The sequence below is a fragment of the Burkholderia sp. BCC1999 genome, from assembly GCF_905339975.1.
GTDB lineage: Bacteria > Pseudomonadota > Gammaproteobacteria > Burkholderiales > Burkholderiaceae > Burkholderia.
In genome coordinates, this window is record NZ_CAJPHP010000002.1 from 371151 (window position 1) to 396867 (window position 25717).

General features: G+C 61.9%; 19 protein-coding genes. 17 read left to right on the plus strand and 2 right to left on the minus strand.

Annotation, left to right across the window (positions count from 1 at the left end; genetic code table 11):
• Positions 1 to 455 precede the first annotated feature (455 nt).
• The 6 genes from U5809_RS04515 to U5809_RS04540 all read left to right on the plus strand — a co-directional run bounded on the left by U5809_RS04515 (position 456) and on the right by U5809_RS04540 (position 7519).
• Positions 456 to 1373, plus strand: a complete 918-nt coding sequence (locus U5809_RS04515) for a LysR family transcriptional regulator (RefSeq protein ID WP_081052144.1) — start codon at positions 456 to 458, stop codon at positions 1371 to 1373.
• A 277-nt stretch (positions 1374 to 1650) separates the two neighbouring features.
• Complete coding sequence (locus tag U5809_RS04520; protein WP_322085702.1) at positions 1651 to 2826, plus strand: ABC transporter substrate-binding protein; 1176 nt, start codon at positions 1651 to 1653, stop codon at positions 2824 to 2826.
• A gap of 396 nt (positions 2827 to 3222) precedes the next feature.
• Positions 3223 to 4248, plus strand: a complete 1026-nt coding sequence (locus U5809_RS04525) for an ABC transporter ATP-binding protein (protein ID WP_322085703.1) — start codon at positions 3223 to 3225, stop codon at positions 4246 to 4248.
• Positions 4245 to 5213, plus strand: coding sequence for an ABC transporter permease (locus U5809_RS04530; protein WP_322085704.1), 969 nt, complete (start codon positions 4245 to 4247; stop codon positions 5211 to 5213). The genes U5809_RS04525 and U5809_RS04530 overlap by 4 nt, the downstream gene beginning before the upstream one ends.
• Complete coding sequence (locus U5809_RS04535; RefSeq protein ID WP_322085705.1) at positions 5203 to 6012, plus strand: ABC transporter permease; 810 nt, start codon at positions 5203 to 5205, stop codon at positions 6010 to 6012. Before U5809_RS04530 ends, U5809_RS04535 begins: the two co-directional genes overlap by 11 nt.
• Positions 6013 to 6091: 79 nt before the next feature.
• Positions 6092 to 7519, plus strand: a complete 1428-nt coding sequence (locus U5809_RS04540) for a gamma-aminobutyraldehyde dehydrogenase (protein ID WP_322085706.1) — start codon at positions 6092 to 6094, stop codon at positions 7517 to 7519.
• Between the two features lie 137 nt (positions 7520 to 7656).
• Here the strand turns inward: U5809_RS04540 and U5809_RS04545 are convergent, their stop codons facing one another.
• Together U5809_RS04545 and U5809_RS04550 are read right to left on the minus strand one after the other, a co-directional pair.
• Complete coding sequence (locus U5809_RS04545) at positions 7657 to 9309, minus strand: fatty acid--CoA ligase (RefSeq protein ID WP_322085707.1); 1653 nt, start codon at positions 9307 to 9309, stop codon at positions 7657 to 7659.
• A gap of 601 nt (positions 9310 to 9910) precedes the next feature.
• A complete protein-coding gene (locus tag U5809_RS04550) occupies positions 9911 to 10894 on the minus strand; it encodes an NAD(P)-binding domain-containing protein (protein ID WP_322085708.1) in 984 nt (327 codons plus the stop codon).
• A 331-nt stretch (positions 10895 to 11225) separates the two neighbouring features.
• Between U5809_RS04550 and U5809_RS04555 the strand changes: the two genes are divergently transcribed.
• The 11 genes from U5809_RS04555 (at position 11226) to U5809_RS04605 (ending at position 25590) form a co-directional block, all read left to right on the plus strand.
• Positions 11226 to 12632 (plus strand): NAD(P)/FAD-dependent oxidoreductase, encoded by a 1407-nt coding sequence (locus U5809_RS04555; RefSeq protein ID WP_322085709.1) that lies wholly within the window; start codon positions 11226 to 11228, stop codon positions 12630 to 12632.
• A 951-nt stretch (positions 12633 to 13583) separates the two neighbouring features.
• Entirely contained in the window at positions 13584 to 13796 is a 213-nt protein-coding gene (locus U5809_RS04560; protein ID WP_322085710.1) for a hypothetical protein, read from the plus strand.
• A 137-nt stretch (positions 13797 to 13933) separates the two neighbouring features.
• Positions 13934 to 15298: a DUF1329 domain-containing protein gene (locus U5809_RS04565; RefSeq protein ID WP_322085711.1), complete on the plus strand. Its 1365-nt coding sequence runs from the start codon at positions 13934 to 13936 to the stop codon at positions 15296 to 15298.
• Between the two features lie 75 nt (positions 15299 to 15373).
• A complete protein-coding gene (locus U5809_RS04570; RefSeq protein ID WP_322085712.1) occupies positions 15374 to 17215 on the plus strand; it encodes a DUF1302 domain-containing protein in 1842 nt (613 codons plus the stop codon).
• Positions 17216 to 17278: 63 nt separating this feature from the next.
• Positions 17279 to 19639, plus strand: a complete 2361-nt coding sequence (locus U5809_RS04575; RefSeq protein WP_322085713.1) for an efflux RND transporter permease subunit — start codon at positions 17279 to 17281, stop codon at positions 19637 to 19639.
• Positions 19640 to 19667: 28 nt separating this feature from the next.
• On the plus strand, positions 19668 to 19952 hold the full coding sequence (locus U5809_RS04580) for a hypothetical protein (protein WP_322085714.1): 285 nt from the start codon (positions 19668 to 19670) through the stop codon (positions 19950 to 19952).
• Positions 19953 to 19983: 31 nt separating this feature from the next.
• Positions 19984 to 20949, plus strand: coding sequence for a WD40/YVTN/BNR-like repeat-containing protein (locus U5809_RS04585; protein WP_322085715.1), 966 nt, complete (start codon positions 19984 to 19986; stop codon positions 20947 to 20949).
• 107 nt (positions 20950 to 21056) lie between these two features.
• Entirely contained in the window at positions 21057 to 22562 is a 1506-nt protein-coding gene (locus U5809_RS04590) for a cytosine permease (protein ID WP_322085716.1), read from the plus strand.
• 447 nt (positions 22563 to 23009) lie between these two features.
• The gene (locus tag U5809_RS04595) at positions 23010 to 23960 is read left to right on the plus strand and encodes a helix-turn-helix domain-containing protein (protein WP_322085717.1); all 951 of its coding nucleotides are present in this window, start codon (positions 23010 to 23012) and stop codon (positions 23958 to 23960) included.
• A 455-nt stretch (positions 23961 to 24415) separates the two neighbouring features.
• Complete coding sequence (locus tag U5809_RS04600) at positions 24416 to 24856, plus strand: cupin domain-containing protein (RefSeq protein WP_059242338.1); 441 nt, start codon at positions 24416 to 24418, stop codon at positions 24854 to 24856.
• Positions 24857 to 24912: 56 nt separating this feature from the next.
• Positions 24913 to 25590 (plus strand): type 1 glutamine amidotransferase domain-containing protein, encoded by a 678-nt coding sequence (locus tag U5809_RS04605; protein WP_322085718.1) that lies wholly within the window; start codon positions 24913 to 24915, stop codon positions 25588 to 25590.
• The last annotated feature ends 127 nt before the right edge of the window (positions 25591 to 25717 follow it).

Here is a 25717-nt window from a genome sequence, read left to right on the forward strand (position 1 = left end):
GAGGAAATGATCTCGCTCCCGAAGACCTGCGTCATGCGCATACCGTCCATGTTCGTCATAACTGACAAGCAATCGCCGGAGTCCTCTTTGTTGGGGGCTTGAATTTGTCGAAAACCGTGAGCGAGGCCGATTGCTACGGAGGTGTCCCATGTAGCATTGCGATCAGTGAAAGTCAAGTCGCCGTCAGGAACCCATTCGTCATCGGCGTATCGAGGAAGTGGAACCGGGAATGCGGGCGCAGCAGCGTCGGCTGGCGGTGTCGAATTGAAACGCATCGAGAGCACTAGGGCGAGGGCAGCTACGGGCTCGAAATGGACTTTAGCGTCGCCCACCCCCACTAGGAACGGTGCCTGCCAACCGCTCACTCAAACAGGCGGAGCACTTCCGTCGGAGCGGTCTATCCGGAATTCCGATATATTCCACATCTATTCGTAAAATCAGATGGGAGGATATCAATGAGCCTTTCAGTCAAGAGCGTGCGCTACTTCATTGCCGTCGCCGAGGCAGAATCGATTACCGGCGCGACGCAAACGCTCAATATCTCCCAGTCCGTTATCACCGAGTCGATCAAGAGCCTCGAAGCCGAACTAGGCGCCCAACTTTTTGTTCGGCATGCTCGCGGGATGGAACTCACCCACGCCGGGCATCAGTTTCTGCGTCATGCGCACCAGATTCTCACGGCCGTGAGCAACGCTCAGCGAGCGTTGTCCGCACGACCAGACACGAAAACGGGAAATCTGAATATCGGCGTGACGAGCCTGATGACTGGCTACTTCCTGCCCTACCTGCTCGACCATTACAAGAGGGTGTATCCGAAGGTCGACGTGCAGGTGATCGAGGACCAGCGGGACTACATCGAACATCTGCTCGTCAACGGCGAGCTTGATGTCGCGGTGCTGATCGTTTCGAATGTGAAGAATAATCAGGCGATCGAGACCGAGGCGCTCACGAAGGCAGCGTGGCGCTTGTGGCTGCCAGCCAACCATTCCTTGCGGGGGCTCGGCAGCATTTCGCTGCAGGAAATCGCCGACGAGGCGATGATCATGCTGAAGGTCGACGAACTCGAAGACAACACGACGGCATTCTGGCGGGCTGCGGGGCTTCGACCGAAGACGGTCATGCGGACCGCGTCGGTCGAGGCAGTGCGTAGCCTCGTCGCGACAGGGGCAGGGCTGTCGATTCTTCCCGACGTGCTCTACCGACCCTGGTCACTGGATGGCGACCGGATCGAGGTGCGCAAGATTCTTGGCGAACTGCCGACCGTCGATATCGGGATTGCGTGGCGCCGAAGCTTGGCGTTGCCGGAGATGGTCCAGCACTTCCTGATCGTTGCACACGAGTTTTCCCGCACTCATGCCAAGTCTTCAATCTAATTTTAAGATAGTAAGCCGGTATCGTTCTGAATTTCCGTTCGATGGTTTCGCTGTCGCATGGATTTTAAGGGTTTTTACTGATAAAAAATCCATGCATCACATGCGGCCTCATTTCCAGCCATTCGAAGTCTGCCAGCATTCTGTTTTGCCGATAGGTCGCATCTGGGATTCGGTCTATCAGCCGTGGAAGTGCGCCCCCTAGAATACGTCCGACCCTGAACGTGACTGCGTCGACGCGCAGCGGCAGGGCCGAGACAACCAGGAGGGGATACGGAGCATGTCGCACATCCATTACAAGATTGGGGCGATCGCGATGGCGGCGGTCGCAATCGGGGCGGCGGTTGCCGCCAACGCGGCAGGCCCCGCGTCTTCAGTCGCGCAGCTCGGCAAGCCCGAGGGGCAGGTCGACATCATCGCGTGGCCCGGCTACATCGAGCGGGGCGATACCGACAAGAAATACGATTGGGTCACGCCGTTCGAGAAGGAGTCGGGTTGCAAGGTCAACGTGAAGACCGCAGCGACATCCGACGAAATGGTGTCGCTCATGAACCAGGGCGGCTACGACCTCGTGACCGCGTCCGGTGACGCCAGCTTGCGGCTGATCTACGGCAAGCGCGTACAGCCGATCAACACCTCGCTGATCCCGGCCTGGAACACGGTCGAGCCGCGACTGCAGAATGCGCCGTGGCACACGGTGAACGGTGTGCATTATGGCGTGCCGTACCAGTGGGGCGCCAACTTCCTCGCGTACAACACGAAGATCTTTCCGACGGCACCGACGTCGTGGTCCGTCGTGTTCAACCCGCAGGCGTTGCCCGACGGCAAGGCCAACAAGGGCCGCGTGCAGGCATACAACGGGCCGATCTATATCGCCGATGCGGCGGTCTACCTGATGCGCGCGCAGCCGTCGCTCGGGATCAAGGATCCGTACGAGCTGAATGATGCGCAGTACGCGGCGGCGCTCAAGCTGCTGCGCGCACAGAAACCGCTCGTGCATCGCTATTGGCACGACGTGACGGTCCAGATGAACGACTTCAAGAACGAAGGCGTCGCCGTATCGAGTGCATGGGGTTATCCGGTCAATTCGCTGCAGGCCGAGAAATTCCCGATCGCCGCGACGATTCCGGAAGAGGGCGCGACCGGCTGGGCCGATACGACAATGATGCACGTGAATGCCCCGCATCCGGTCTGCGCGTACAAGTGGATGAACTGGTCGCTGAACCGCAAGTTGCAGGCCGACCTCGCAGAATGGTTCGGGTCGAATCCGGTGATTGCCGGCGGTTGCGCGCAGAAGGCGGTCGGCGGCACGAATTTCTGCGCGACGAACGGTTACGCGAAATTCGACCAGATTCACTTCTGGAAGACGCCGGTGGCGAAATGCGGAACGCAGGGTACTTGCGTACCGTACAGCCGGTGGACGCAGGACTTCATCGCGATCATGGGCGGGCGATAGGTCCACCGTGCCGAACGACGTCGGCCCCGCCCGCATTGGCTCCCTCGAAAAGCGTGTGGCGGCCGGTCGTACGGGGTAGTCCGGCCGTTCGTCGAATATATCGGTGCACCGATGAAAAAGGGATGTCGCGGAACGCGGCATGCGATGGTTTTTCCGCCCGATGCCTGAACGCCGATGCAAGCGGTTGAACCCCCGGATCGGCAGCCGGGAAAGCGTGTCACGCAGGGGGCGGTAAATCCGGAATGACAGGCTGGTTCGTGATGTTTTTATTTCGTCATCCAGACGGTATGTGGCGAGTGTCCGAACCTGCCGGGGAGCGTCCGGCCATGCGCACTGCGGGAAGCCAGGCGGGGCCAAACCGATTCCACCGATGTGGATAGCAAAGCGAGAAATGACATGAGTAGCGCAGTCGAATTTGTGAAGGTGGGCCGTCATTACGACGGCGTGCGGGCTGTCGACGACGTATCGCTCGTCGTCGAGGACGGCGAGTTCTTTTCGATGCTCGGGCCGTCAGGCTCGGGGAAGACGACTTGCCTGCGGCTGATCGCGGGCTTCGAGCAACCGTCTTACGGCAATGTCATGCTGCTCGGGCGCGACGCGACCGGATTGCCGGCGTACGAGCGTGACGTGAACACGGTGTTTCAGGACTATGCGCTGTTCCCGCACATGAGCATTCTCGACAACGTCGCGTACGGGCTCCTCGTCAGCGGCGTCGACAAGCGCACGCGCCACCGGCAAGCCGAGGAAGCTCTCGAACTCGTCGCGCTCGGCGGCTACGGCGCGCGGCGACCGGGGCAGTTGTCCGGCGGGCAGCGGCAGCGTGTCGCGCTCGCCCGCGCGCTGGTCCGGCGTCCGCGCATCCTGCTGCTCGACGAGCCGCTCGGCGCGCTCGACCTGAAATTGCGCGAGCAGATGCAGACCGAGCTGAAAGCGCTCCAGCGCAAGCTCGGCGTGACGTTCGTCTACGTGACGCACGACCAGGGCGAGGCGCTGTCGATGTCCGACCGCGTCGCCGTGTTCAACAAGGGGCGTATCGAGCAGATCGATACGCCGCGCAATCTGTACACGCGCCCGGCGACGCCGTTCGTCGCGAACTTCGTCGGCACGTCCAATGTCGTGGACGATCTCGCGTCGTTGTCGCTCGCTGGCGCAGCGCAGCCGTTCTCGATCCGGCCCGAGCACATTCGCTTCGCCGACACCGCCGGCGAGCGCGACGGGATCGTGCGCATGCCGGGCACGCTGATCGACATTCAATACTACGGCGCGACGAGCCGTTTCGAAGTGCGAACGCAGGCCGGCCAGACGATCGCGGTCACCGTGTCGAACCAGGACGACGACTTCGTCCGCCTGCCGGATGTCGGCGAGGCCGTCACGATGACCTGGCCGCGCCGGTCGATGGTGATGCTGGAGCAGCGGGGATGAACATGACCTCGACATCCAGTCCGGCTTTCGAGCGTGCGTCCACGGTGCCCATGAGCCTCGTGCGGCGCGTGTCCAGCTTCCTGTACCGGCACGCGAATCTCTACCTGTTGCTGCTGCTCGCACCGCCATTGCTGTGGTTTGGCGTCGTGTATCTCGGATCGCTGTTCGCATTGCTGGTGCAGAGCGGCTATCGCTTCGACGATTTCACGATGGCGGTCACGCCCGACCTGACGATTGCGAACTATGTCGCGATCGTCCGCGATCCGGCGAACTACGACGTGGTCGTCCGAACGACCGTGATGGCCGTCTGCGTGACGGTTGCGAGCGCGCTGCTCGCGTTCCCGATCGCGTACTACATGGCGCGCTATGCGAAAGGCTGGAAAAAAGGCTTCTTCTACGTCGCGGTCATGCTGCCGATGTGGGCGAGCTACATCGTGAAGGTGTATGCGTGGACCGTGATCCTCGCGCAGGGCGGGATCGTCTACTGGTTCGCAGATACGCTCGGCTTGCGCGGCGCGCTCGACGCGATCCTGCAGTTGCCGGTGCTCGGCGGCACGTCGCTGTCGACCTCGAATCTCGGGCGCTTCGTCGTCTTCACGTATATCTGGCTGCCGTTCATGATCCTGCCGATACAGGCGTCGATCGAGCGGATTCCCGCCAACCTGCTGCAGGCGTCGGCCGATCTCGGCGCGCGTCCGGGCCAGACGTTCCGGACCGTGATCCTGCCGCTTGCGATTCCGGGTATCGCGGCCGGCTCGATCTTCACCTTCGCGCTGACGCTCGGCGACTACATCATTCCGCAGCTGATCGGCCCGAGCGGCCTGTTCATCGGCACGATGGTCTACACGATGCAAGGCTCGATCGGCAATGTGCCGATGGCGGCTGCGTTCACGATGGTGCCGATGGTCCTGATCGGCATCTACCTCGTGCTTGCGAAACGACTGGGAGCGTTCGATGCACTCTGATCTTCGACCTTCGCGCCTGTTGCGCTTCGCGGCGTGGGGTGGCATTGCCTTCCTGCACCTGCCGATTCTCGTCGTCGCACTCTACGCGTTCAATACCGAAACGAGCGCGTTCAGCTTTCCGTTGAAGGGCTTCACGCTGCACTGGTTCTCGGACGCGCTGGCGCGAGACGACATGCTTGCGGCCGCCTGGCTTTCGATCAAGGTCGCGTTGCTCGCGACGCTGCTCGCGCTCGTGCTCGGCACGCTGGCTTCGCTCGCGCTCTATCGCCGGCATTTCGTCGGCAAGGAGGCAATCACGTTCATGCTGATCCTGCCGATCGCGCTGCCGGGGATCGTGACGGGGATCGCGCTGCTGTCCGCCTTCAAGGCCGCGAACCTCGACACGGGTTTCTGGACGATCGCGATCGGGCACGGCACGTTCTGCGTGGTGATCGTCTACAACAACGTGGTCGCGCGGCTGAGACGGATGCCCGGCAGCCTGATCGAGGCATCGATGGATCTCGGTGCCGACGGATGGCAGACCTTCCGTCACGTCGTGTTGCCGCAGATCGCGACCTCGTTGCTCGCCGGCGCGATCCTCGCGTTTGCGCTGAGCTTCGACGAGATCATCGTGACGACCTTCACGGCAGGCCAGGAGCACACGCTGCCGATCTGGCTGATGAACCAGCTATCGCGCCCGCGCGACGTGCCGGTGACGAACGTCGTCGCGCTGATGGTGATGGCGATCACGATGGTTCCGATTCTCGGTGCGTGGTACCTGACACGCGACACGGAGAGTACCGCGGGCAGTAGTCGGTAAGCGGTTCGACGCCGCACGCGGACGCAATCAATAATCACTGAACTTTTACTGGGTCGAGACAGCTCTTATGGAAAATCTGATGCAAGCACGGCTGCTGATCGGGGGCGAATTCGTCGCCGGCGACGGTGCCGTCGAAAACATTCTGAATCCGGCGACCGGCGAGGTCATTACCCATGTGGCCGAAGCGTCGCTGGAGCAGGTACAAGCGGCGGTCGATGCGGCGAGCCGTGCGTTTCCCGCATGGTCGCGGACGACGCCGAAGGATCGCGCGACGATGCTGCTGAAGCTTGCCGACGCGATCGAAAGCCGGGCGACCGAGTTCGCGCGCCTCGAATCGCTGAACTGCGGCAAGCCGTATCTCGGCGCGCTGAACGACGAGATTCCAGCCGTGGCCGACGTGTACCGCTTCTTTGCCGGCGCGTGCCGGACGCAGCACGGGCCGATCGCGGGTGAGTATCTCGCCGGCCACACGAGCCTGGTGCGGCGCGATCCGCTGGGCGTGATCGCATCGATCGCCCCGTGGAACTACCCGATGCTGATGGCCGCCTGGAAGCTCGCGCCGGCGATCGCGGCCGGCAACACGATCGTGTTGAAGCCGTCCGAGCAGACGCCGCTCACGACGCTGAAGCTCGCCGAGCTGATCGCCGGGATCTTCCCGCCGGGCGTCGTCAACGTCGTGACCGGGCGTGGCGACACGGTCGGTGGGCCGCTGATTTCGCAACCGCAGGTACGAATGATCTCGATCACGGGCGATGTGTCGACCGGTCAGCGGATTCTTGAAGCCGCATCCCGTTCGGTGAAACGTACGCATCTCGAGCTGGGCGGCAAGGCACCGGTGCTGGTGTTCGACGACGCGAATCTCGACGAAGTCGTGGCGGGCCTGAAGATGGGTGCGTTTTACAACGCGGGGCAGGACTGCACCGCGGCATGCCGGGTCTATGCAGGCCCGAAGATCTACGACCGGCTCGTCGCGGATCTGTCGCAGGCCGTGAGCGAGATTCGTTATGGCGAGCAGCACATGGACGGCGTCGAGATGGGGCCGCTGATTTCCGAGCGGCAACGTGGCCGCGTGGCGACCTTCGTCGAGCGTGCAGCCAGTCAGCAGCACATCGAGATCACCGCCGGCGGCAAGCCGGCGCCCGGGCGCGGCTTCTTCTATGAACCGACCGTCGTAGCGGGCGCGCGCCAAGCGGACGAAATCGTGCAGCGTGAAGTATTCGGGCCGGTCGTGTCCATCACGCGGTTCGACGATGCCGACCAGGCGGTCGCGTGGGCGAACGACTCGGACTTCGGGCTCGCGAGTTCGGTCTGGACGCGCGACGTGAACAAGGCGTTCAAGATCGCGGCCGAATTGCAATACGGCTGCACGTGGATCAACACGCACTTCACGCTCGTCAGCGAAATGCCGCACGGCGGCATGAAGCGGTCGGGATACGGCAAGGACATGTCCGTCTACGCGCTCGAGGACTACACGTGCCCGCGCCACATCATGGCCCGCTTCGAATGAGCGACAGCCGGTGTGCGCCGATGCGCGCGCCGGCGGCCGGGCGCACCCATGCGCTGATCGGGCAGCGGCGGGCGTGATCCTCGTCGTCGCACAACCCTGGAACGGGAAGCCTGTTCGCGTTCCAGAGCGTTGTACGGTCAGCCTGCCGGCGGGGTTTCACGCAGCAGCTTCTTGTTGATCTTCCCGACGCTGGTTCGGGGAATCTCGCTGACGAAGCGGATACGTTCAGGCTCGGGCACCGCATACGCGCTCAATCGTTTGGCACGCACCTGGGCGAGAAGATGTTCGCGCACGGTGTCCGCATCGACCGCATCGGCCGCGACCACGAAAGCCATCGGGCGTTCGCCCCATTTTTCGTCCGGCACGCCGATCACGGCCACTTCCCGCACGCCGGTGATCTGGGTGATGAGCCCTTCGACCTCGATGGACGACACCCACTCTCCACCAGTCTTGATCACGTCCTTCAGCCGGTCGACGATCTGCACCGAACCGTCGGGATGCATGACGGCGATATCCTGGGTATGGAGATATCCGCCGCGCCAAAGGGCCTCGGACGCCCCGGGATTCTTGAAATAGCACGGTGTGAGTGCGGGGGCGCGCAACACGATTTCGCCCGGCGTCGTGCCGTCGCTCGGCACGTCCCGCATCTCTTCGGTTACCACGCGCAGGTCCACCAGTAGCGGCGGCTTGCCGGTCGCGCAGCGGCGCTTGATGTTCTCGGTGGCGCTTGTTGGTTCGCCGTCGGCGGGTGAGAGCGCCAGCGATACAACCGGACCTGTCTCGGACATGCCGTAGCCCGTGAACACATCCATTCCTCTGGCGAGGGCGGCTTCGCAGAGACCCGGCGACAAAGCCGAGCCGCCGATCATGAACTTCCAGCCGCTCAGGTCCTGACCGGTCCTGCCCGCCTCCGCGAGCAGCATCTGCAGGATCGTGGGCACGCCGTGCGAGAACGTCACGTGCTCGCGTTCCCGCAGATGAAGAAGCATGTCCGGCGCATAACGGCCGGCCAGCACGATGCGCATGCCGAGCATGATCGCGATATACGGCAAGCCCCAGCCCATCACATGGAACATCGGCGTAATCGGCATGTAGACATCCGATCGATGCAGGCGTTGCATGTGCGCCGGGGAGCACAGGCTGAGTGCCGTCGTCAGCGCATGCAGGACGATGTGGCGATGGCTGTAGCAGACCCCCTTGGGGTCGCCGGTCGTTCCCGTCGTGTAGAAGATGACGGCGCGCGTGTTCTCGTCGAGTTCCGGGAAGTCGTGGTCCGCGCGCTCGTTCGACAACAGGTACTCGTATTCTGCGGTGATCGGCAGTTCGCAAGCGGGCGTGCTTCCGGTGTCCGACAGCACGACGATATGGCGAATGCCGGGCAGTCGCGCGTGAATCTGTTCGATCACGGGAACGAAGTCTTCATGCACGAACAGGACTTCCGCCTCCGAGTCGCGCAGCGTGTAGGCGATTTGCGCGGGAGACAGGCGCACGTTGACGGTGAAGAGCGTCGCGCCGGTCATCGGGACGGCGAAGTATGATTCGAGATACCGGTGACTGTCCCAGTCCATCACCGCTACCGTGTTGCCGGGGCGAACATCCAGGCGGGCAAGCGCGTTTGCCAGTTTTCCGACGCGCGCATGGAAGTCGCGGTAGCCGTATCGAACCTGCGTGCGATAGCTGATCTGCTGATCTCCATGCTGGCGCAGTGCGTTTACGAGCAACTGCTTGACGATCAACGGATAGACGTATGCCGACGGCGATGGTGCCAGCAAGAGCGGGTCTGAATTCATTGCGTTTCCTTCATGTTCGTGGCGATGTGGTCAAGTGAATAATGAGGCGGGAGGGCAGCCGTCCGCGCAGCGGCGCTCCGTGGGCTTGCCGTGGCGGCGCGAGAAGGCGCGTCGTCACGAACGCTTTGGCATGCGTGGCAATGCTGCGCCGGGGAGTCGCAACACGAACGGGGGCGGCCGGGGGCGCTTTCGCGAGTGGCAGGATCGGTAATGCACTCGCGCAGGGGCCTCCCGACTGTTTGCCTGTGGCGCGCGGGCTGTCGCAGACGGGTTGCGCTGGACGGCCGGGATCTTCGATACGGGAATATCGTGACGTGTCCGATAACCGATCGCACGCGACTGCACGCGGCGTTGTCGGCCCGCTCCGAAAGGGCTCCGTGGACATGCAGGCGCGTCGCAGCCGCTTCGACGCGCGTCGGTATGCCCAATTGTCGACCTGTCCGCATGACGTTAGTGGACAGGCGCGGCCTTTGCCCATGACCGGATCGACGGGTATGTCGCCCGCGGGCAACGGCGCCATTGCCGGTTTCGCGGCATCGCGCCGTGCAATGAATGGCGCCCGCTGCGCTACCCGCCGCCCCGGATTGCGTCATCCCGCAGGCTACGGTTTCGCGGTCAGATACTGCGCACAGAAGCCGAGCGCGCCGTGACCGGCCTGCTGCGCGGCAGTCAGGCCGTCTGCCACGGCGCCAATGAGATTCGCGCGCAGGCCGGCCTGTTGCAAGGCATTGCGCCATTGCGTGACGGCATCGAGATACACGTCGACGGTTGCCTGAATCGTCTCGAAGTTGTTGGTCTCGATTTCCTTGATGCTCTTGTCCACCTTGTAGCGAAGTGCATCGAGCATCTTCTCGGCGACCGCCGCGAGCTGGCCGACGGCGACACCCTGAGTGTGCGCATACGCAGCGGCTTCGAGAAAGCCGGCCAGGCTGACCGCGTAGAAGCTGCCGGTCATCGCGGCATCGACAATGCTCGGTACGGTCAGGTCTTCCCCGGTATAGATCGCGCCCGCGGGCGCGAGCGGCTGCAGTGTGCCCTTGGCCGCGGCCCATACGGAAGGCTTCCCGGCGTATTGAATGACCGTGTAGTGCGTGCCGATCAAGTCGGGATAGGACGAAATCGCGGCATTGATGAAAAGCCCGCCGTTGTTCTCGATCGCCGCCCTGAAGCGCTCGCCGTCTTCCGGCATCGACGTGCTCAGGTTGATGACGATGCGATTCGACAAATCGAGCGCTGGCGCGTTGTCTTCAAAGAGCGCCGCGCCGTCCGACGCATTGCTGATGATCGACAACACGATTTCGCCGGCGTGAACGGCTGCTTCGAACGAGGCCGCAGCGGCGGCGCCGTTAGCCACCACGCCCGCCGTCGCTTCGGCGCGTCCGTCCCACACGGTCACTTTCGTGCCCGCCTTCAGCAACGTATTGACGAAAGCGGAACCCATCAGGCCGGTGCCGATAACAGTTACGGATTTACTCATCGTATTTGCCTCATGTGTGTCACTCCAATATGCCGACGTTCCGCTATCCGCACGCTTCTGGACGTGACGACGGACGGTTGTCGGGCCGTTGCTCGATGCTGCGGCCATTGCGTGCGCACACCTATCCGCTTTCGGCAACGCGACCTCCAGAACCCGTGCGCGATGCGGGGCTCGCGATGTCGCAACGTTCGCAGGCCCTCAACCGGAGGCACCCGGAAACCGGACGTGTTGCCGCGATGGAATCGTCGGCCGGAATCGTTGCCGAATCCGGATATCGACGGCGCGCGTTAATTTGATATTTTTTTCCGCTGCCATCGATGTGATCGGTTCGAAAGTCCAGATATCCGGAGATCGCGATGAATCATGGCTGCGCGATACAACAGCGAGCCATTCTTATAACGAACGGCGTTGGCCGTTCGGTTCCATATTGGAGGAAACGATGACGTCAACCAAATTCGACTACGACACCATTGTCGTCGGCGGTGGATTTGCCGGTGTAAGTGCCGCCAGAGACCTGGCGGATCAGGGGTTTTCGGTGCTGCTGCTGGAGGCGCGCGATCGCCTCGGCGGACGAACCTGGGCGGAATCGAAGAAGGTGGGCGATTTCGAAGGTGTGGTCGAACATGGCGGCCAATGGGTCTGGACCGAGCGACAGGCACACATGAGGGCGGAAATCGCGCGCTACGGCATCACGATTGCCCATTCCCCGACGACCGTTCACTTTCCGACGCTGTCGCACGGTGAGCATAACCCCGGGCCCATGCCCGTGCCGATGGAGGAGATCTACGACTTCGAGAAGGCCGCAAGCATGATCCTCGCGGACGTGCGCCGCATCAAGCCTGGCATCCCGCTGGACCTGCAGAACCTGTCCGACCTCGACATTCCGTTCAGCGCGTATCTGGACAAGCTTGAAGTCGGAAGAAAGACGCGCGCGTTCTTCTCGTTCATCCTGTACAACAACGGGGCGCGTTATGCGGACGAGGCGTCCGCACTTCCGATTCTGGCTTTCGCTGCGGGGATGGATCACAGCCTGCTTCGGGCCTGGGGCGTCGTCGACGAATACCTCTTGGAAGGGACTGGCGCATTGATCAACGCCATGGCGGCGGGTTCGGGCGCGGACGTTCGCCTTGGTACGCCGGTAGCGAGCATCGTGCAGAACCAGGATAGCGTCACGGTCACGACCCGCTCCGGCGAACGTCACACCGCCAACACGGCCGTGATTGCCACGCCGATGGTGTGCTGGAACGACATCGAGTTTTCGCCGCCGCTGAGCGCGACCAAGCGGGAGACCTCGGGCGAGCGTCATGTCGCGTATCCCGTGAAGGTCTGGGCGCAGGTCAAGAATGCGCCGAAGTTTGTCGCCACCGTCGTCGATGCGGAAAGCACCAGGGGCGCCTTCCTGGGCTTCACGCAGCACGATCTCGGCGACGACGGCCAGATCATCATCGGCTTCCTGATCGATCACCCTGAACGGGACAGCTTCACGATCGATTTCGCCGGTGTGGAAAGCTTCATCAAGACCTTGTACCCGGAAGCGGAACTCGTCGCCTACGACGCGCACCGCTGGACCCAGGACGAGTGGTCCGGTCACGGCGCCTGGATCACCTATCAGCCGGGGCGCATCAGCCAGTCACACTCCGAACTCGGCCGGCCGGAAGGGCGCCTGTTCTTTGCCACGTCCGACATCGCGACGAGTTTCATCGGCTGGATCGAAGGTGCGGTCGACATGGGGAAAAAAGCGGCGATCGACGCGCAGCGGCGGATGACGCGCGAAGCGATGGAGGTCAGGCTCAGCGCACGTTCGAAGGCGGCAAGCGCCGCTGTCAGGGAAGCGGGCGATTCCTGAGTGACGGGCTGCGGGCGGCGCGGAAGCGCGTGTCGTGCTCCGTCGTGACGACCGCTTGTCGCGGCACGGCCCGAGGGTCACGGGCCGTGCCGCTCCATGGTGTGCCGTCCGTTGACCTTCGACGCCGCAGCACAAGGGTAGTGTGCTCGTCCGGCGCAATCCGGGGCGGTCGTCGCCTCGGATTGCCGGCATATGCTCCGGTCCGGGCCGGCGTCAGGGGCGAACGAACTGGGTACCTCGAATCAATATGAAATCGCCTGTGTCTGGACATGTGGCGCCGCGTGGCGCTCGCTGCGACGAAGTGTGAACGCGGTAGCGACTGTAGCTGCGCTTTTCCGTCGCGACGCTTACCGTCAGGTCAGCATGCAACGTATTTTTGCCGTCGCACATGCAATGCGCGACGAGACGCCAATCGCAAAACCTTCGCGACTCGACAAGTTCGCAGCGATGTGTCCGTCATAGACCGTTCCTCTCCGTCTTGCCGCCCTTCGGTTACATCGAACCGCGGATCTCGCACGCCCACGGGGCCGTACTTCATTCATCGGAATGCCGGCGTCGGGACTTTCCCTGACGTTTCCCGGACATGGCACCAAGAACGCGATGGTCAGCGCAAAGCACGGCACGCGAGCGACCCGCAAGACGCAAGGATCGGCACGATCCATCAGACCATTCATGGCGCCGCACCGCGCTGGATTGCGTGTGGCCTCGGCGCGACCGGCGGAAATCGCTACTTGCCGAAAGTGGATACGAAGCGAATTTCGTCGATCGCATAGTGATGCCATCGGTTCACGATCCTGGTGATTACGGATTCATTCCAGCGTTATTGGAAAACATTACATAAATGTAATACCCGATTAAACGAATCGTTGTAATGGAGCCGTCTGCCTGACCGGATGTGAATGATGCGGTGACGCCGGAAAAAACATTTTGCGGATTGAAACGGAGATTCAAATGAATTCGTCTCATGTCGGAATCGACGACGGCCCGGGTGCGAACGCCCTTCGCCTGAATCAGGATCTGGTCTCGCAGATCAATGAAATGGTCAGCGGTGACCACGTCCTGTCCGACTGCTGGGCATCGGGGCGGCCGATGTTGATCGAAGGCGTGCTCTGGAGCCTGGCTGGCGCGATCGTCTGGGTGGCGGCGATCTACCTGGCTTCGTAGCAGCGGGAAGCCATCCGGAATCCATACCGGAACGACGGACTGCTGGATTCGGCTCGCCGGAGATCGAAGTGAAAATAACATGCGCCACGCGAACGTGACGCTATATGTATTCCTAATGAAACTGGAGGAGAAGCATCATGAAGAAGCGCAGCATCGGAGTCGTGTCCGCGATTGCGGCAGCCGCATGCGTTGTATTCGGCAGCGTTGCGGCCGCTGACGACCTTACGCCGGAAGGCGGTGACCGGGCGGCAAGCAAGGATGGCGATGTGCCGGCGTATGCCGGGCGACAACCGGCCGAACCCGGATGGGAGTACGGCAAGTATCGCGGCGATTTCTGGAAACACCGGAACGAGAAGCCGCTTTATTCGATCGATGCTTCGAATGTCGACAAGTACGCGGATCGACTGACGCCGGGTCAGATCCAGTTGATCAAGCAGAAGAAGAACTACCGGATGGATGTTTATCCGTCTCATCGGGAATGCCAGGTGCCCGACGCCGTCGCTGAGAACTCGAAGGCGAATCTTGCCGCCGCAAAACTGGGCCCGGACGGTGAAACCATCCAGACTGCGCTGTTTCCCGGCGTGGCATTTCCGAAACCGAAGAGCGGGGCGGAAGCGATGCTGAACTTCGAATGGCGGTATCGAGGTGAAGGCGTGGAGTGGCCCGGCACGATCACGACGGTTTCGCCCCGCCCAGGTAGCAGCGACTGGATCGACGCAACGGCTGTCGCAACCATGTATTTCCCGTCGGGCAAACCAGGCAAGAACACGCCGCAGGATGTCGACCAGATGGCTGAGGGCGTCTACTCCCAGGAACTGACACCGGCGGCGCTTGCCGGACAGGCTTTCGTGCAACGGCAGTTCTTCAACAAGGAGTCCGAGACGTACTACTACTTCCCGGGGCAGCGGCGGGTGCGGCGTATGCCAGCCTATACGCACGATGCGCCGGCGATCGGGTTCGAGAACCAGTACCTGATCGACGACGCGAACATGTTCAACGGCTCCCTGAACCGGTTCAACTGGAAGCTGGTGGGCAAGAAGGAACTGATCGTGCCGTACAACGCATTTGGCATGTACAAGTTCAACAGCAAATTGCATGACGTCATCACACCGGATGGCATCGCGGCCGGCTCCCGGCGCTACGAGACCCATCGGGTCTGGGTCGTCGAGGCGACGCTCAAACCTACGGCACGCCACGTCGCATCCAAGAAGGTCTTCTATCTGGACGAAGACAGCTGGCTGGCGCTAGTGGGCGAAGATTACGACGCACAGGGCAAGCTGTGGAAGGTGCGGGAGACCTACCCGATCCCGGTGTGGGAACTGGGCGGCACGTGCGATGCCGAACCGTTCGCCCAATACGACCTGATCAACGGACGTTACATCACGGACCAGTCGCCGATCGGGCAAGGCAAGGACCTTCGCTGGTTCATGAAGACCGACGATCCGCGGTTCAAGTCAGACTTCTATTCGGCGGAGGCGTTGCGGGCAGCCAGCGAGCGTTGATCTCAAGCGGCTGAAAAAGATAAAGCCGGCACGCGGTGACAGCGCGCCGGCACCGGATGTCCGGATGGGGAGGAGATGGTGGAGACGAAGATGTTTAGAAATCCTATTATTAAGATTGCAATCGCTAGTGCGTTGACGTCGAACGCGTACGGTTATGAGTTCACGATGGGGGACGGTGCCGTGCAGGGATCGTGGGTGAGCAATGTCACGGCGGGCGCGGCGATTCGAACCAAGAGCCCGAGCTGTTCGCTGACCGGCGATCCGAACGCATATGGCTGCGGCGCAGCGGCGAATACCGGGCAATGGGGCGCAGCCGACGACGGCGACCTGAATTACCGCAAGGGTCAGCCATACAGCACCTACATCAGCGCGACCAGCGAGTTGCTGCTGAAGGTGCCGGGCGAAGGACTCAAGTTCATGGTTCGCGGCACGGGGATGTACGATTTCCTCGCGAAGGACACGGCGAGAACGCCGTTGTCGAGCACGGCGTCGGCGCAGGTCGTCTACAACACGCAATTGCTGGATCTGTGGGCGCAGAAGGACTTCACGATCGGCGGACGGAGCGCGCACGTTCGAGTCGGCAACCAGGTGATCAACTGGGGCGAGAGCATGTTTGCCAGCAACGGCATCAACTCGACCAACTCACTCGATTTTCAGAAGTTGCTGATTCCCGGCACGCAACTCAAGCAGGTGCTGCTGCCGGCGCCGATGATGAGCTTTGCGGCGGACCTGTCGCATGGCGTCAGCACGGAGGCGTACTACCAGTTCCAGTGGAACGGTAACCGTTATCCGCCTGTCGGCACGTTCTGGTCGACCACGAACGCGCTGGGCCGCGGTACGGAGCCTGTCACGGTCAATACAAATAATCTCAACGTCTCGGGGCCCAGCCCGGGCTCAATCGCGAATGCACTTGGGCCGGGCGGAGCCGGCAATCAGGACACGCTCAATGCGATCAAGAACGGGCTCGTGAACGGCACCTACGCCGGGGCGCCGTTCAACGACATCGGGGTGCCCGTGGCGTGGCAGCCTCCGTCGAAGTACAAGCCGCAGTTCGGCGTGAAATTCAACTATTCGCCGCGCTGGGTCGATGCGAACTTCGCGTTCTACTACGAGAACTACACCGACAAGTCGCCGGTACTGTCGACGCTCGCGAACGGAACGGCGAAGTGGTCGTACCTCGGGAACCGCCAGCTCTTCGGCGTTAGCTCGAACTTCTCGCTGGGTCCGTGGGCGATCGGCACCGAGCTGTCCTATCGGCCGCGCGACGCGGTGACGCTGTCGGGTTGCTTCGGCGCGGGCGGCCCGCTCGACGCGAACACGAATGCCGTGGCGGGCATCGAATGCCAGCAGTGGGCCGACAAGAAGAAATTCCAGTACGACATCAACGGCCTGCTCGCGTTGACGCGCAGTGAGTATCCGTTCCTGAAGCTGATCGGCGCGGATACCGCCAATCTGACGTGGGAACTGACGTGGATTCATTACCCGGGCCTGAACGCGCAGGGCGTTACGCGCACGATCGGCGGCCAGGCCGTCACGCAGGCACCGGCAGCCGGCTATCTGGCGTGGCAGAACAGCGGTTCGGAACTCGGTTATCCGATCGTGGCGGGTCAAGGCACGGCGAGTTCGGTAGGCGCGACGATCGATTTCAACTGGACTTACGACGGCACGCTGATTCCGGGCTGGCAGGTGACCCCGGGTCTGACGTTCGCGACCGGCCTGTACGGCTACACGCCGACGCTCTCGGGCAACTACATGCAGGGTGCGAAATCGGTCAACGTCTACGTGCTCTTCAATCAAAATCCGACCGTCTGGCAGGCGGGCGTCAATTTCACGGCATTTTTCGGTGGGCATCAGGGGCTGGGGCAGCCTTACGCGGACCGCAATTCCGTCGGGATGTTCGTCACCCGGAACTTCTGAGCGGTGGACCGGAGGGAGGCGGCCCATGCCGTCCTCCGTTGAAATACTTGAAGGGGTAATGTTGTGCTCAATCGTCTAGTCAGCAGTCTGGAAAAGCTTTTCTTCAGCCACCGTGCGAGCGTGCTCGCCGTGATCGGCGTGTTTACCGCCGCGATGGCCGTGTTCGCCGTGCAGTTGCGGATGGACGCGGGCTTCGAGAAGCAGATGCCCACCGATCACGAATACATCCGGACGTTCCAGAAATACCGGTCCGACCTGCTCGGCGCGAACCGGATTACCGTGGTCGTGCGCGCGCGCAACGGAACGATCTGGAGCAAGGAAGGGCTGACGCGGCTCTACAAGGTGACACAGGCCGTCACGTACCTGCCGAATATCGACCGGATCGGTGTGCGGTCGCTGTGGACACCGAACGCATTCGTCAACGAAATCACTGACGAAGGGTTTCGCGCGGAGCCGATTATTTCAGGCACGATTACACCGGATCAACTGACGCCCGAAGTCGTCGCGTCGATCCGGCATTCGACGGCACTCGCCGGTTATGTCGGCACGCTCGTTTCGCATAACCAGGACAGCGCGATGATCACGGCGGAACTGAACGAACGGGATCGTAACGGCAAGGTACTCGACTACGTCGCGTTCAATCACCTGCTCGAGCAGCAAATTCGCAAGCCTTTCGAGGATGCGGGCTACGAGGTCCAGATCATCGGTTTCGCGAAGCAGATCGGGGACATAGCCGACGGCGCGACCGCAGTGCTCGGTTTCTGCGCGATTGCACTGCTGCTGACCGCGCTCGCCGTCTATTGGTATTGCCATTCAGTGCGCTTCACGGTGTTGCTGATTGCGTGTTCGCTGACGTCGCTCGTCTGGCAGTTCGGCACGTTGAAGCTGCTTGGGTTCGGGCTCGATCCACTGGCCGTGCTGGTGCCGTTCCTTGTGTTCGCAATCGGCGTCTCGCACGGCGTGCAGCAGGTCAATTTCATCGTGCGGGAGATCGCGCACGGGCACAGCTCGTACGTTGCCGCGCGCCGTAGCTTCAGCGGTTTGCTGATCCCGGGTGTGTTGGCACTCCTGACGGCGTTAGTATCGTTCATCACGCTGCTGCTGATTCCGATTCCGATGGTGCGTGAGCTGGCGATCACCGCGTCGCTCGGTGTCGCGTACAAGATCGTGACGAACCTGATTCTGCTGCCGGTGGCCGCTTCATGCTTCAACTTCAAGAGAGCCTACGCGGACGGCGCGCTCAAGCGTGGCGAGCGACGCGCGTCTTGGCTGCGCGGGCTGGCGCGAATTGCACAGCCCAAGTATGCGGGTGCGACTGTCGCCGTGACGCTGGTTGTGTTCGCCCTGGCCGCCTGGCAAAGCCGCGATCGCGTGATCGGGACGCTGCAGCCGGGTGCACCCGAACTTCGCGCCGATGCGCGCTTCAACCGCGATGCAACGTCGATTGCGGGCAACTACGACGTGGGCCTCGACTGGATTACCGTCGCGATCGAGTCCAGCGGCAAGGCGTGTGACGATCCGGCCGTAGGTCAGTACGAAGACGATTTCACGGCTGCGATGCGGACAGAGCCCGGCGTGGTATCGGTGCAGTCATATTCGGCCATGCTTCGAACCTATAACCAAGGCTACAACGAAGGCTATCCGAAAATGACCGTCGTTCCGATCGACCCGGAAAACTACGGTGCCGAATCCGTTGACGTGGCGCGGGTCAAGGGTTTCATGAAATCCGACTGCAGCATGACGGCCGTCCATCTGTTCCTGACCGATCACAAGGCGACGACGATCAACCGGATTCTCGAAGACGTGAAGCAATACCGCGCTTCTCACGTGTTTCCGGGCATCAACGTGCGCCTCGCGGCCGGCAACGCGGGCGTGCTCGCGGCCACAAACGAGGAGGTGGAAACGAGCGAGCTGCCGATGATGCTGTACGTGTACGGGGCCATCCTGATCCTCGTGTTCTTGGCATACCGTGACTGGCGCGCGATGCTCGCGTGCTGCTTGCCGCTGTCAGTGGCAACGTTCATCGGCTATTGGTTCATGAAGGAACTGCAGATCGGGCTGACGGTGGCGACGCTACCGGTGATGGTGCTGGCGGTGGGCATCGGTGTCGATTACGCGTTCTACATCTACAACCGGCTGCAGGTGCATCTCGCCGGCGGCCAGACCATCGTGAAGGCGGTCCAGCACGCGATGCTCGAGGTGGGCGTGGCGACAATCTTCACCGCGATCACGCTGGCGATCGGTGTTGCGACGTGGAGCTTCTCGGCACTGAAGTTCCAGGCCGACATGGGCAAGCTGCTGGCGTTCATGTTTCTCGTCAACCTTCTGATGGCGATGACTGCGTTGCCCGCGCTGGCGTCAGTGCTGGAGCGTTGGTTCCCGCGCCGCAAGCCGGCGCGCGCGCCGGGTCTGTTCAGCCATTGACATGGTGTGCACCACGACAGGAACCGCCATGATCAAAACTCGTGTTGTCGTTGTTGCGCTTTGTGCGACCGCCGCGCTCGCGTCATTCCTTCGATTGGTCACGGTCAATTCGGAGTCTCTCCATATCGAGGTTGATCAGGCGACGAGCCCGGGCGGAAACGCCGCAGAGCCAGGCAGGCACGGCGTCGTTTTTCCGTCAGCCAATCACCTCGGATCGGTACGAGAAGCGTCGCGCAAACAGGCGTCAGCGACGCAATCGACCGTTCAGCTTAGCCACGCCGAGCATGGCTGGGCAGATTTGTTCAACCACTGATGCGTATGCATGAGATTCAAGAGACGCAGCCATGATCAAGACCCTTGTTGCCTGTATCACTTTCTGTGCCGCTGCGGTGGCGTTCGCCCAACCCACCGGAACCATGGCGGACTGGGCTGCGAAGCCGGCGCACGTGTGGGCCGCACCGGCGCGGATGATGCTGACTGATGCGACGCGCGCCGGTACACGCATCGTCGCCGTGGGCGAACACGGCCTCGTGTTGATGTCGGACGACGAAGGCAGGTCCTGGCGGCAGGCCCGTCTGGTACCCGTGTCGGCCACATTGTCGGCGATCACCTTTGTCGATGCGCGGCATGGTTGGGCGGTCGGTCAGTGGGGCGTGATTCTGTCGACCAGCGACGGTGGAGAAACGTGGGAAAAGCAGCGTGTCGACACGTCGGTCGATCAACCCTTGTTTTCCGTCCACTTCACCAGTGCCCGCGACGGTATTGCGGTAGGCCTGTGGTCGCTGATGCTCCAGACCCGCGACGGCGGCAAGACCTGGACGCGGATAGTGTTGCCGAAACCGCCGGGCGGCGGAAAGGCGGACCGCAATCTCTATCACGTCTTCGCCGACGGTAAAGGCTCGTTGTACGTGGTGGCCGAACAAGGAACGGTGCTCAAGTCGACGGATGGCGGTGCGAACTGGGCTTATCTTGCGACCGGCGGAAAGGGCACGCTCTGGACGGGTGTGGCGATGCCCGATGGCCGGATCGTCGTCGGTGGTCTGCTCGGCAGCCTGTTCGAGAGCGCCGATGGCGGTGCGACGTGGTCCGCGCTGAATTCCGGCGTGCGCAGTTCGATTACCGACCTCGTCGCGACCGGTGGCGGGCTGATCGGTGTCGGACTGGACGGCGTGACGTTCCTGCAGCGTGTCTCGGGTGGGCCGTTCGACGTCGCGCAACGTCAGGATCGCGCGACGCTCACGGCAGCGCTGATCGATGCGAGCGGCAAACCGCTGCTGTTCTCGAGCGAAGGTGTCCTTTCCGCTCCGTAACTATGCCGTCCGGGCCTTCATGAACGGATACGCGGATCGGATTGCCGCTAGGTTCTTGGCGGTTTCGACAGACCTTGTCGGATTTATTTCAAGTCATTTTCAGAATCATGAATGAACACACCAATCAATACACGAGTGTCGAGCAGGAGGCGCTGTCGGGTCGCCTGCCCGTTCTGGCCAGCGAGCGTGTGTACGGGACATACGGCTCCTTTCTTTGGACATGCTGCGCATTCTCCGCCGCGACATGGGCCTTCCTCGTCGGCGGGTTCCTGCCGTATGTCGGTGACTGGCGGCTCGGAATCGCCGGATACTCGGTGGGGTACACGCTGGGCATGGCGGTGATCGCGCTTGCATCCGGCGCGGCGAGCTTCAAGTACGGAACCGATGTGATCGACACCGCGAAGACCTCCTTCGGACCGCGCGGCATCGTCGTTCCGCTGCTGGGCCTGCTTGCGACCCTGCTGGGATGGTCGTACGTGGTCGAGGCGTTGACGTCGCGCGGTGCGGCGAACATTGCGGTGGCCATGACCGGCGCGAGCTTCACCAGCGACGATCACGAAAAGCTCGTAGTCGCCGTGGCGTTTGCGTGCATCGTCCTCGTGTGGCTGATCGCGGCAAAAGGTCCGAAATTCTTCGAGCGGCTCAACAGCTACATCGGCCCGCTGCACATGCTCATCACGCTGATAATGTTCGGAATACTGGTCAGGCGGTACGGCTTGCACACGCTGTGGGCGAGCCAGGTTCCTTCCGACCAGATGATCACGCACGACCCGCTGAAGGGCATGGCCTTCGCGGTGGAATTCGGCGCGTCGGCCGCGATGACATGGTGGCCCGTTATGGGCGGGCTGACGAGGCTGGTCAAGCGGCGCGCGCATATCCTGGGCCCGTCGGTGCTGGGCGTCGGTTTTCTCGGCGGGCCGGTGGTGTCGACGGTTGCCGCGCTCGCCGCAATCAGCGCGGGGACGCATGATCCGACCGTGTGGATGATCAAGGTCGCGGGGAACGTCGTCGGCAGCTGCACGATGGCCGTCGTGCTGACGGCGAATATCGCGACGATGGTGGTGATGATCTACCTGGCCGGCATTTCGATCCAGCAGGTGAAGTTCTTCGCCCGGATCCGGTGGGAGCTGCTGCTCGCGATTCTCCTCGCGCCGGGTGCGCTCTTTGCGCTGCGGACAGAATGGCTGATCGAGTCGGTCATGAGCTGGCTGTCGTACAACGGTGTGATGTTCGTCGGCGTGACCGGTATCACGTTCGTCGATTACTTTGTCCTTCGCAGGGAGCGACTGGATCCCGCACACCTGTTCGCGGCCAACGGCGGGAAATATGCGTACTGGCGCGGTGTGAACTGGGTCGCGATCGCCATCACCGCGCTGTCGACATGGGGGTATCTGTGGTTGTACAACCCTGTTCGCGGGACGACGGCCGAGCCGTTCAGGTATCTCGGTGCGTCCGTGCCGTGCGTGATCCTCTCCGCGATCGCCTATTACGTGGCCGTGAAGCTGATCGTCATCCCGCTCGGAAAGGGGGCGTATCGCGATCGACAGCGGGCATACAGCGAGGCGACGCTGAGTGCCAAGCCGACGGGCAACGCGGTGACCGTTTCGCTGTAGCCGCGCAGGCCGCCGCCGACGGGCATGCCGGCCGAGGCGCCGGCATGCCGGAATCGAATGCGGTTCGCGTGCGAGTCGCCGGCCGCGAACGCGTGACGGGAGCCGACGTCAATTAAGTATTCCCTGAACGCGGCGGTTGCGCCACTGGCCGCCGCGTTGCGTGTCGTTTGCGCGTCATGGCAGGTGCATCTGCCGGCGAGGTGAGCGGTTTGATGAGGCTGTCTCCGGATAACGTTTCGACAGGTGGGGTATGCTCGAATGGATCATGGGGAGTCCGATCGGTAGCCTCTGACGATGCGTTCCAAACGGGCTTCATCGGCAGTTGGCCTGTGGATTTCCTGGTTCATTTTGTGTCGTTGATGGTTTTCGATCGTGTCGAGAGAGTTTCGTATGACGTTGCTGCCACAAGATTCAACAGCCTGTTACGAGGTCTCGAGAGCATCGAGTGTGGTCGACCACGCCAACAACTTCAAGGATCTCGAGGGTGGCGTGTACTACTCGCTCGCCGCCAACGAGCCGTTCAATGGCGTTCTACGAGACTATTCGGTCGGCGACACGCTGCGTGCCAGTGTCGAATCGTTGTCGGCGACCTCGCTGGAGTACGTCGGATATATCGGGCCAGAGTGGGTGCTGGTTTCGCAGATTTTCGGCGATGAGGATTTCCTGATCAATGGCCGCCTGATCAACGGCGAGGCGATCTACATTTCATCGGGAAAGGTCGCGCATTCGATTTCCAGGAGCGCGTCGACGACGAACATGCTGCTGGTCGAGAAGAAGCGCTTTTTCGACAGTTTCAATGTCAGGAATACGGCAATCCGGGAGTGTTTGCCGTTCGAGCTGTTTCTCCGTCCGTCCGATGGAACCGCCGCGGACTTGCGCGTTCTGTTTTCCCGATTGTTCGGCGAGCTCGATCGGGAGCCCGCACAGAGCGATTTGCCGACGAAGTACCTCGAGAAAATCCTGACAACCGTGTCGGATATCGTCGGCGACGACGGCCGCTCCGACGCTGCCAGCATGAGTTCCGCGACTCGCGCCTACATCGTCGACAAGAGCTGCGAGCTGTTCGCCCAGCACTTCGGCGACGAGTCGTTCGGCATCGTCGATTTGTGCGAGCGCTTGCGGGTGAGCAGAAGAACCCTGCAGTACAGTTTCGAGACGATCATCGGCATGTCGCCGTCGGCTTACATGCGGTCGGTGCGATTGAACATAGCCCGCCAGAGCATCATGACGAAGCCTAGCGAAAGCATTCAGGGATCGGCAATGGATGCGGGCTTCGGGCATCTCGGCAGGTTCTCGAAATACTATCTCGACTTCTTCGGCGAGCTTCCGTCGGCGACGGTCAGCAAGGCGCGCGGCTTCGCTGCCACGGATGGTCGCACAGCAGCGAATGTGGCGTGATGCTCACTTGTTCGCCGAAGCCGGCTGAACACGATCACGTTCCGCCAATGCAATGAGAAGCGGTTCAGCGGCGCGTCGGCACGCTGGTGCGACGCGCGTGCCGAAACGGGCCCGTCCACGCCAGGCGGGGTATGAAACAAGCCCCGCAGCTTCAATCGGTTGCATACCCCCTGCGCGAAAGTTCCACAGCCTGTCCTGACCGTTTAGGGTGCTCTCTCGGCCCATGTCGTCGTCGGCCGGAACTGCCCGACATTCACTTTCAGCAAGTCAGTTTGCTGCGAAATTCCTCCATCTGAACCCGCATCGGTATTCGGCCGTCGCGTCATGAACTGCTGTCATGACATCCGCATATCGGTACTCAGTGCATTGCCGATTTCGGATAGGACAAGGCGGTATCGACGGTTAGATTGATGTCACGGAAGCATCCATTACCCCACACCGTGACGAGGTCATCAATGCAAGTGCAAAAACCGAAAGATGCGTATGTGCAGGTCAACCAAGTTCAATGGCAGGATTTCCCGGAACATCTCCATACCGGCGGCGTGAAGTGGAAGCTTCTGCATGTCGCGCCTGAAAACGGCACGTGGACCGTGCTGTTCCATTGCCCCAAGCATTCGGCAATCGGCCCGCACATTCACCACGGCCCGGCCGAGGGCTACATCTTCGACGGCATCCTCGAGTTGCGCGGCGGCCCGGAAAACGGCGGTGCACACTGCATCAAGGACGGCTACGTCTACGAGGCCGCCGGCGCTCACCACGACGAGACCAAGATGCTGGAAGACACGACGTTCATCTTGCAGATGGTCGGCCCGATCACCTGGGTGCTGCCGGAAGGGCGCTTCTACAACCAGACGTGGGAAGACGCCGTGGAACTCTGGAACAAGCAGGCGCATTGATTCCTTGTTGCATCGATCGATTGAACGACCACCAACCGAATCCCCGCAGGTGAATCATGAGCGTGCTGTTTGTGCTGACATCACATGACGTATTGGGTGACACGGGCCGAAAAACCGGCGCGTGGCTGGAAGAATTCCTGGTGCCTTACTACCAGGTGATCGACGCAGGCCTGCTGGCATTCATCGCTACGCCGGCGGGCGGGCAGGCGCCGATCGACCCGCTCTCGGTCGATGCGCTCAGGGACACGGCAATCTATCGGCGCTTCGTGCATGACGAAACCATTCAGGGTGCCCTCGCCAATACGGGATGGTTGCCCGAGATCACCGGCAATGCCTATTCGGCCGTCATCTATCCCGGTGGCCATGGTCCGTTGTGGGACCTGCGGACGAATCGCGAGTCGATCGCGCTGATCGGCTCGATGCTCCAGCAGTCGAAGCCCGTGGCAACGATTTGCCACGCCGGATGTGCGTTGCTCGAAGTCAGGAAGCCGGACGGCGGGCTCCTGGTCGACGGGCTGAACGTCACCTCATTCAGCGACAGTGAAGAGGCGGCCGTCGGCATGGTCGAACAGGTTCCGTATCTGGTCGAGAGCGAACTCAGAAACCGTGGTGCTCGCTATACCAAGGCGGCTGACTGGGCCGGGCATGCGGTGCGGGATGGGATGATCATCACCGGGCAGAATCCGGCTTCCTCCGCGGCAGTGGCAGAAGCTGTCATCAGCCTGGTCAGGTGAACCCGGGCCGTTGCCTGAGGACGGCTCGAATCACGAAGGCACGCGATATACGAAGCCTTTCGCTGCGTCGTGTCTGCTTTTGGCGCGGCGGTTCTAAGCAGGCATGGCGAATACCATTCATACATAT

What these genes read in the sequence shown, in the direction of transcription:
- U5809_RS04605 (WP_322085718.1), top strand. Translation starts at nt 24,913, where the DNA reads ATGAGCGTGCTGTTTGTGCTGACATCACATGACGTATTGGGTGACACG.
- U5809_RS04530 (WP_322085704.1), top strand. Translation starts at nt 4,245, where the DNA reads ATGAACATGACCTCGACATCCAGTCCGGCTTTCGAGCGTGCGTCCACG.
- U5809_RS04555 (WP_322085709.1), top strand. Translation starts at nt 11,226, where the DNA reads ATGACGTCAACCAAATTCGACTACGACACCATTGTCGTCGGCGGTGGA.
- U5809_RS04565 (WP_322085711.1), top strand. Translation starts at nt 13,934, where the DNA reads ATGAAGAAGCGCAGCATCGGAGTCGTGTCCGCGATTGCGGCAGCCGCA.
- U5809_RS04550 (WP_322085708.1), bottom strand. Translation starts at nt 10,894, where the DNA reads ATGGCCGCAGCATCGAGCAACGGCCCGACAACCGTCCGTCGTCACGTC.
- U5809_RS04560 (WP_322085710.1), top strand. Translation starts at nt 13,584, where the DNA reads ATGAATTCGTCTCATGTCGGAATCGACGACGGCCCGGGTGCGAACGCC.
- U5809_RS04525 (WP_322085703.1), top strand. Translation starts at nt 3,223, where the DNA reads ATGAGTAGCGCAGTCGAATTTGTGAAGGTGGGCCGTCATTACGACGGC.
- U5809_RS04585 (WP_322085715.1), top strand. Translation starts at nt 19,984, where the DNA reads ATGATCAAGACCCTTGTTGCCTGTATCACTTTCTGTGCCGCTGCGGTG.
- U5809_RS04545 (WP_322085707.1), bottom strand. Translation starts at nt 9,309, where the DNA reads ATGAATTCAGACCCGCTCTTGCTGGCACCATCGCCGTCGGCATACGTC.
- U5809_RS04515 (WP_081052144.1), top strand. Translation starts at nt 456, where the DNA reads ATGAGCCTTTCAGTCAAGAGCGTGCGCTACTTCATTGCCGTCGCCGAG.
- U5809_RS04540 (WP_322085706.1), top strand. Translation starts at nt 6,092, where the DNA reads ATGCAAGCACGGCTGCTGATCGGGGGCGAATTCGTCGCCGGCGACGGT.
- U5809_RS04580 (WP_322085714.1), top strand. Translation starts at nt 19,668, where the DNA reads ATGATCAAAACTCGTGTTGTCGTTGTTGCGCTTTGTGCGACCGCCGCG.
- U5809_RS04600 (WP_059242338.1), top strand. Translation starts at nt 24,416, where the DNA reads ATGCAAGTGCAAAAACCGAAAGATGCGTATGTGCAGGTCAACCAAGTT.
- U5809_RS04590 (WP_322085716.1), top strand. Translation starts at nt 21,057, where the DNA reads ATGAATGAACACACCAATCAATACACGAGTGTCGAGCAGGAGGCGCTG.
- U5809_RS04570 (WP_322085712.1), top strand. Translation starts at nt 15,374, where the DNA reads ATGGTGGAGACGAAGATGTTTAGAAATCCTATTATTAAGATTGCAATC.
- U5809_RS04520 (WP_322085702.1), top strand. Translation starts at nt 1,651, where the DNA reads ATGTCGCACATCCATTACAAGATTGGGGCGATCGCGATGGCGGCGGTC.
- U5809_RS04535 (WP_322085705.1), top strand. Translation starts at nt 5,203, where the DNA reads ATGCACTCTGATCTTCGACCTTCGCGCCTGTTGCGCTTCGCGGCGTGG.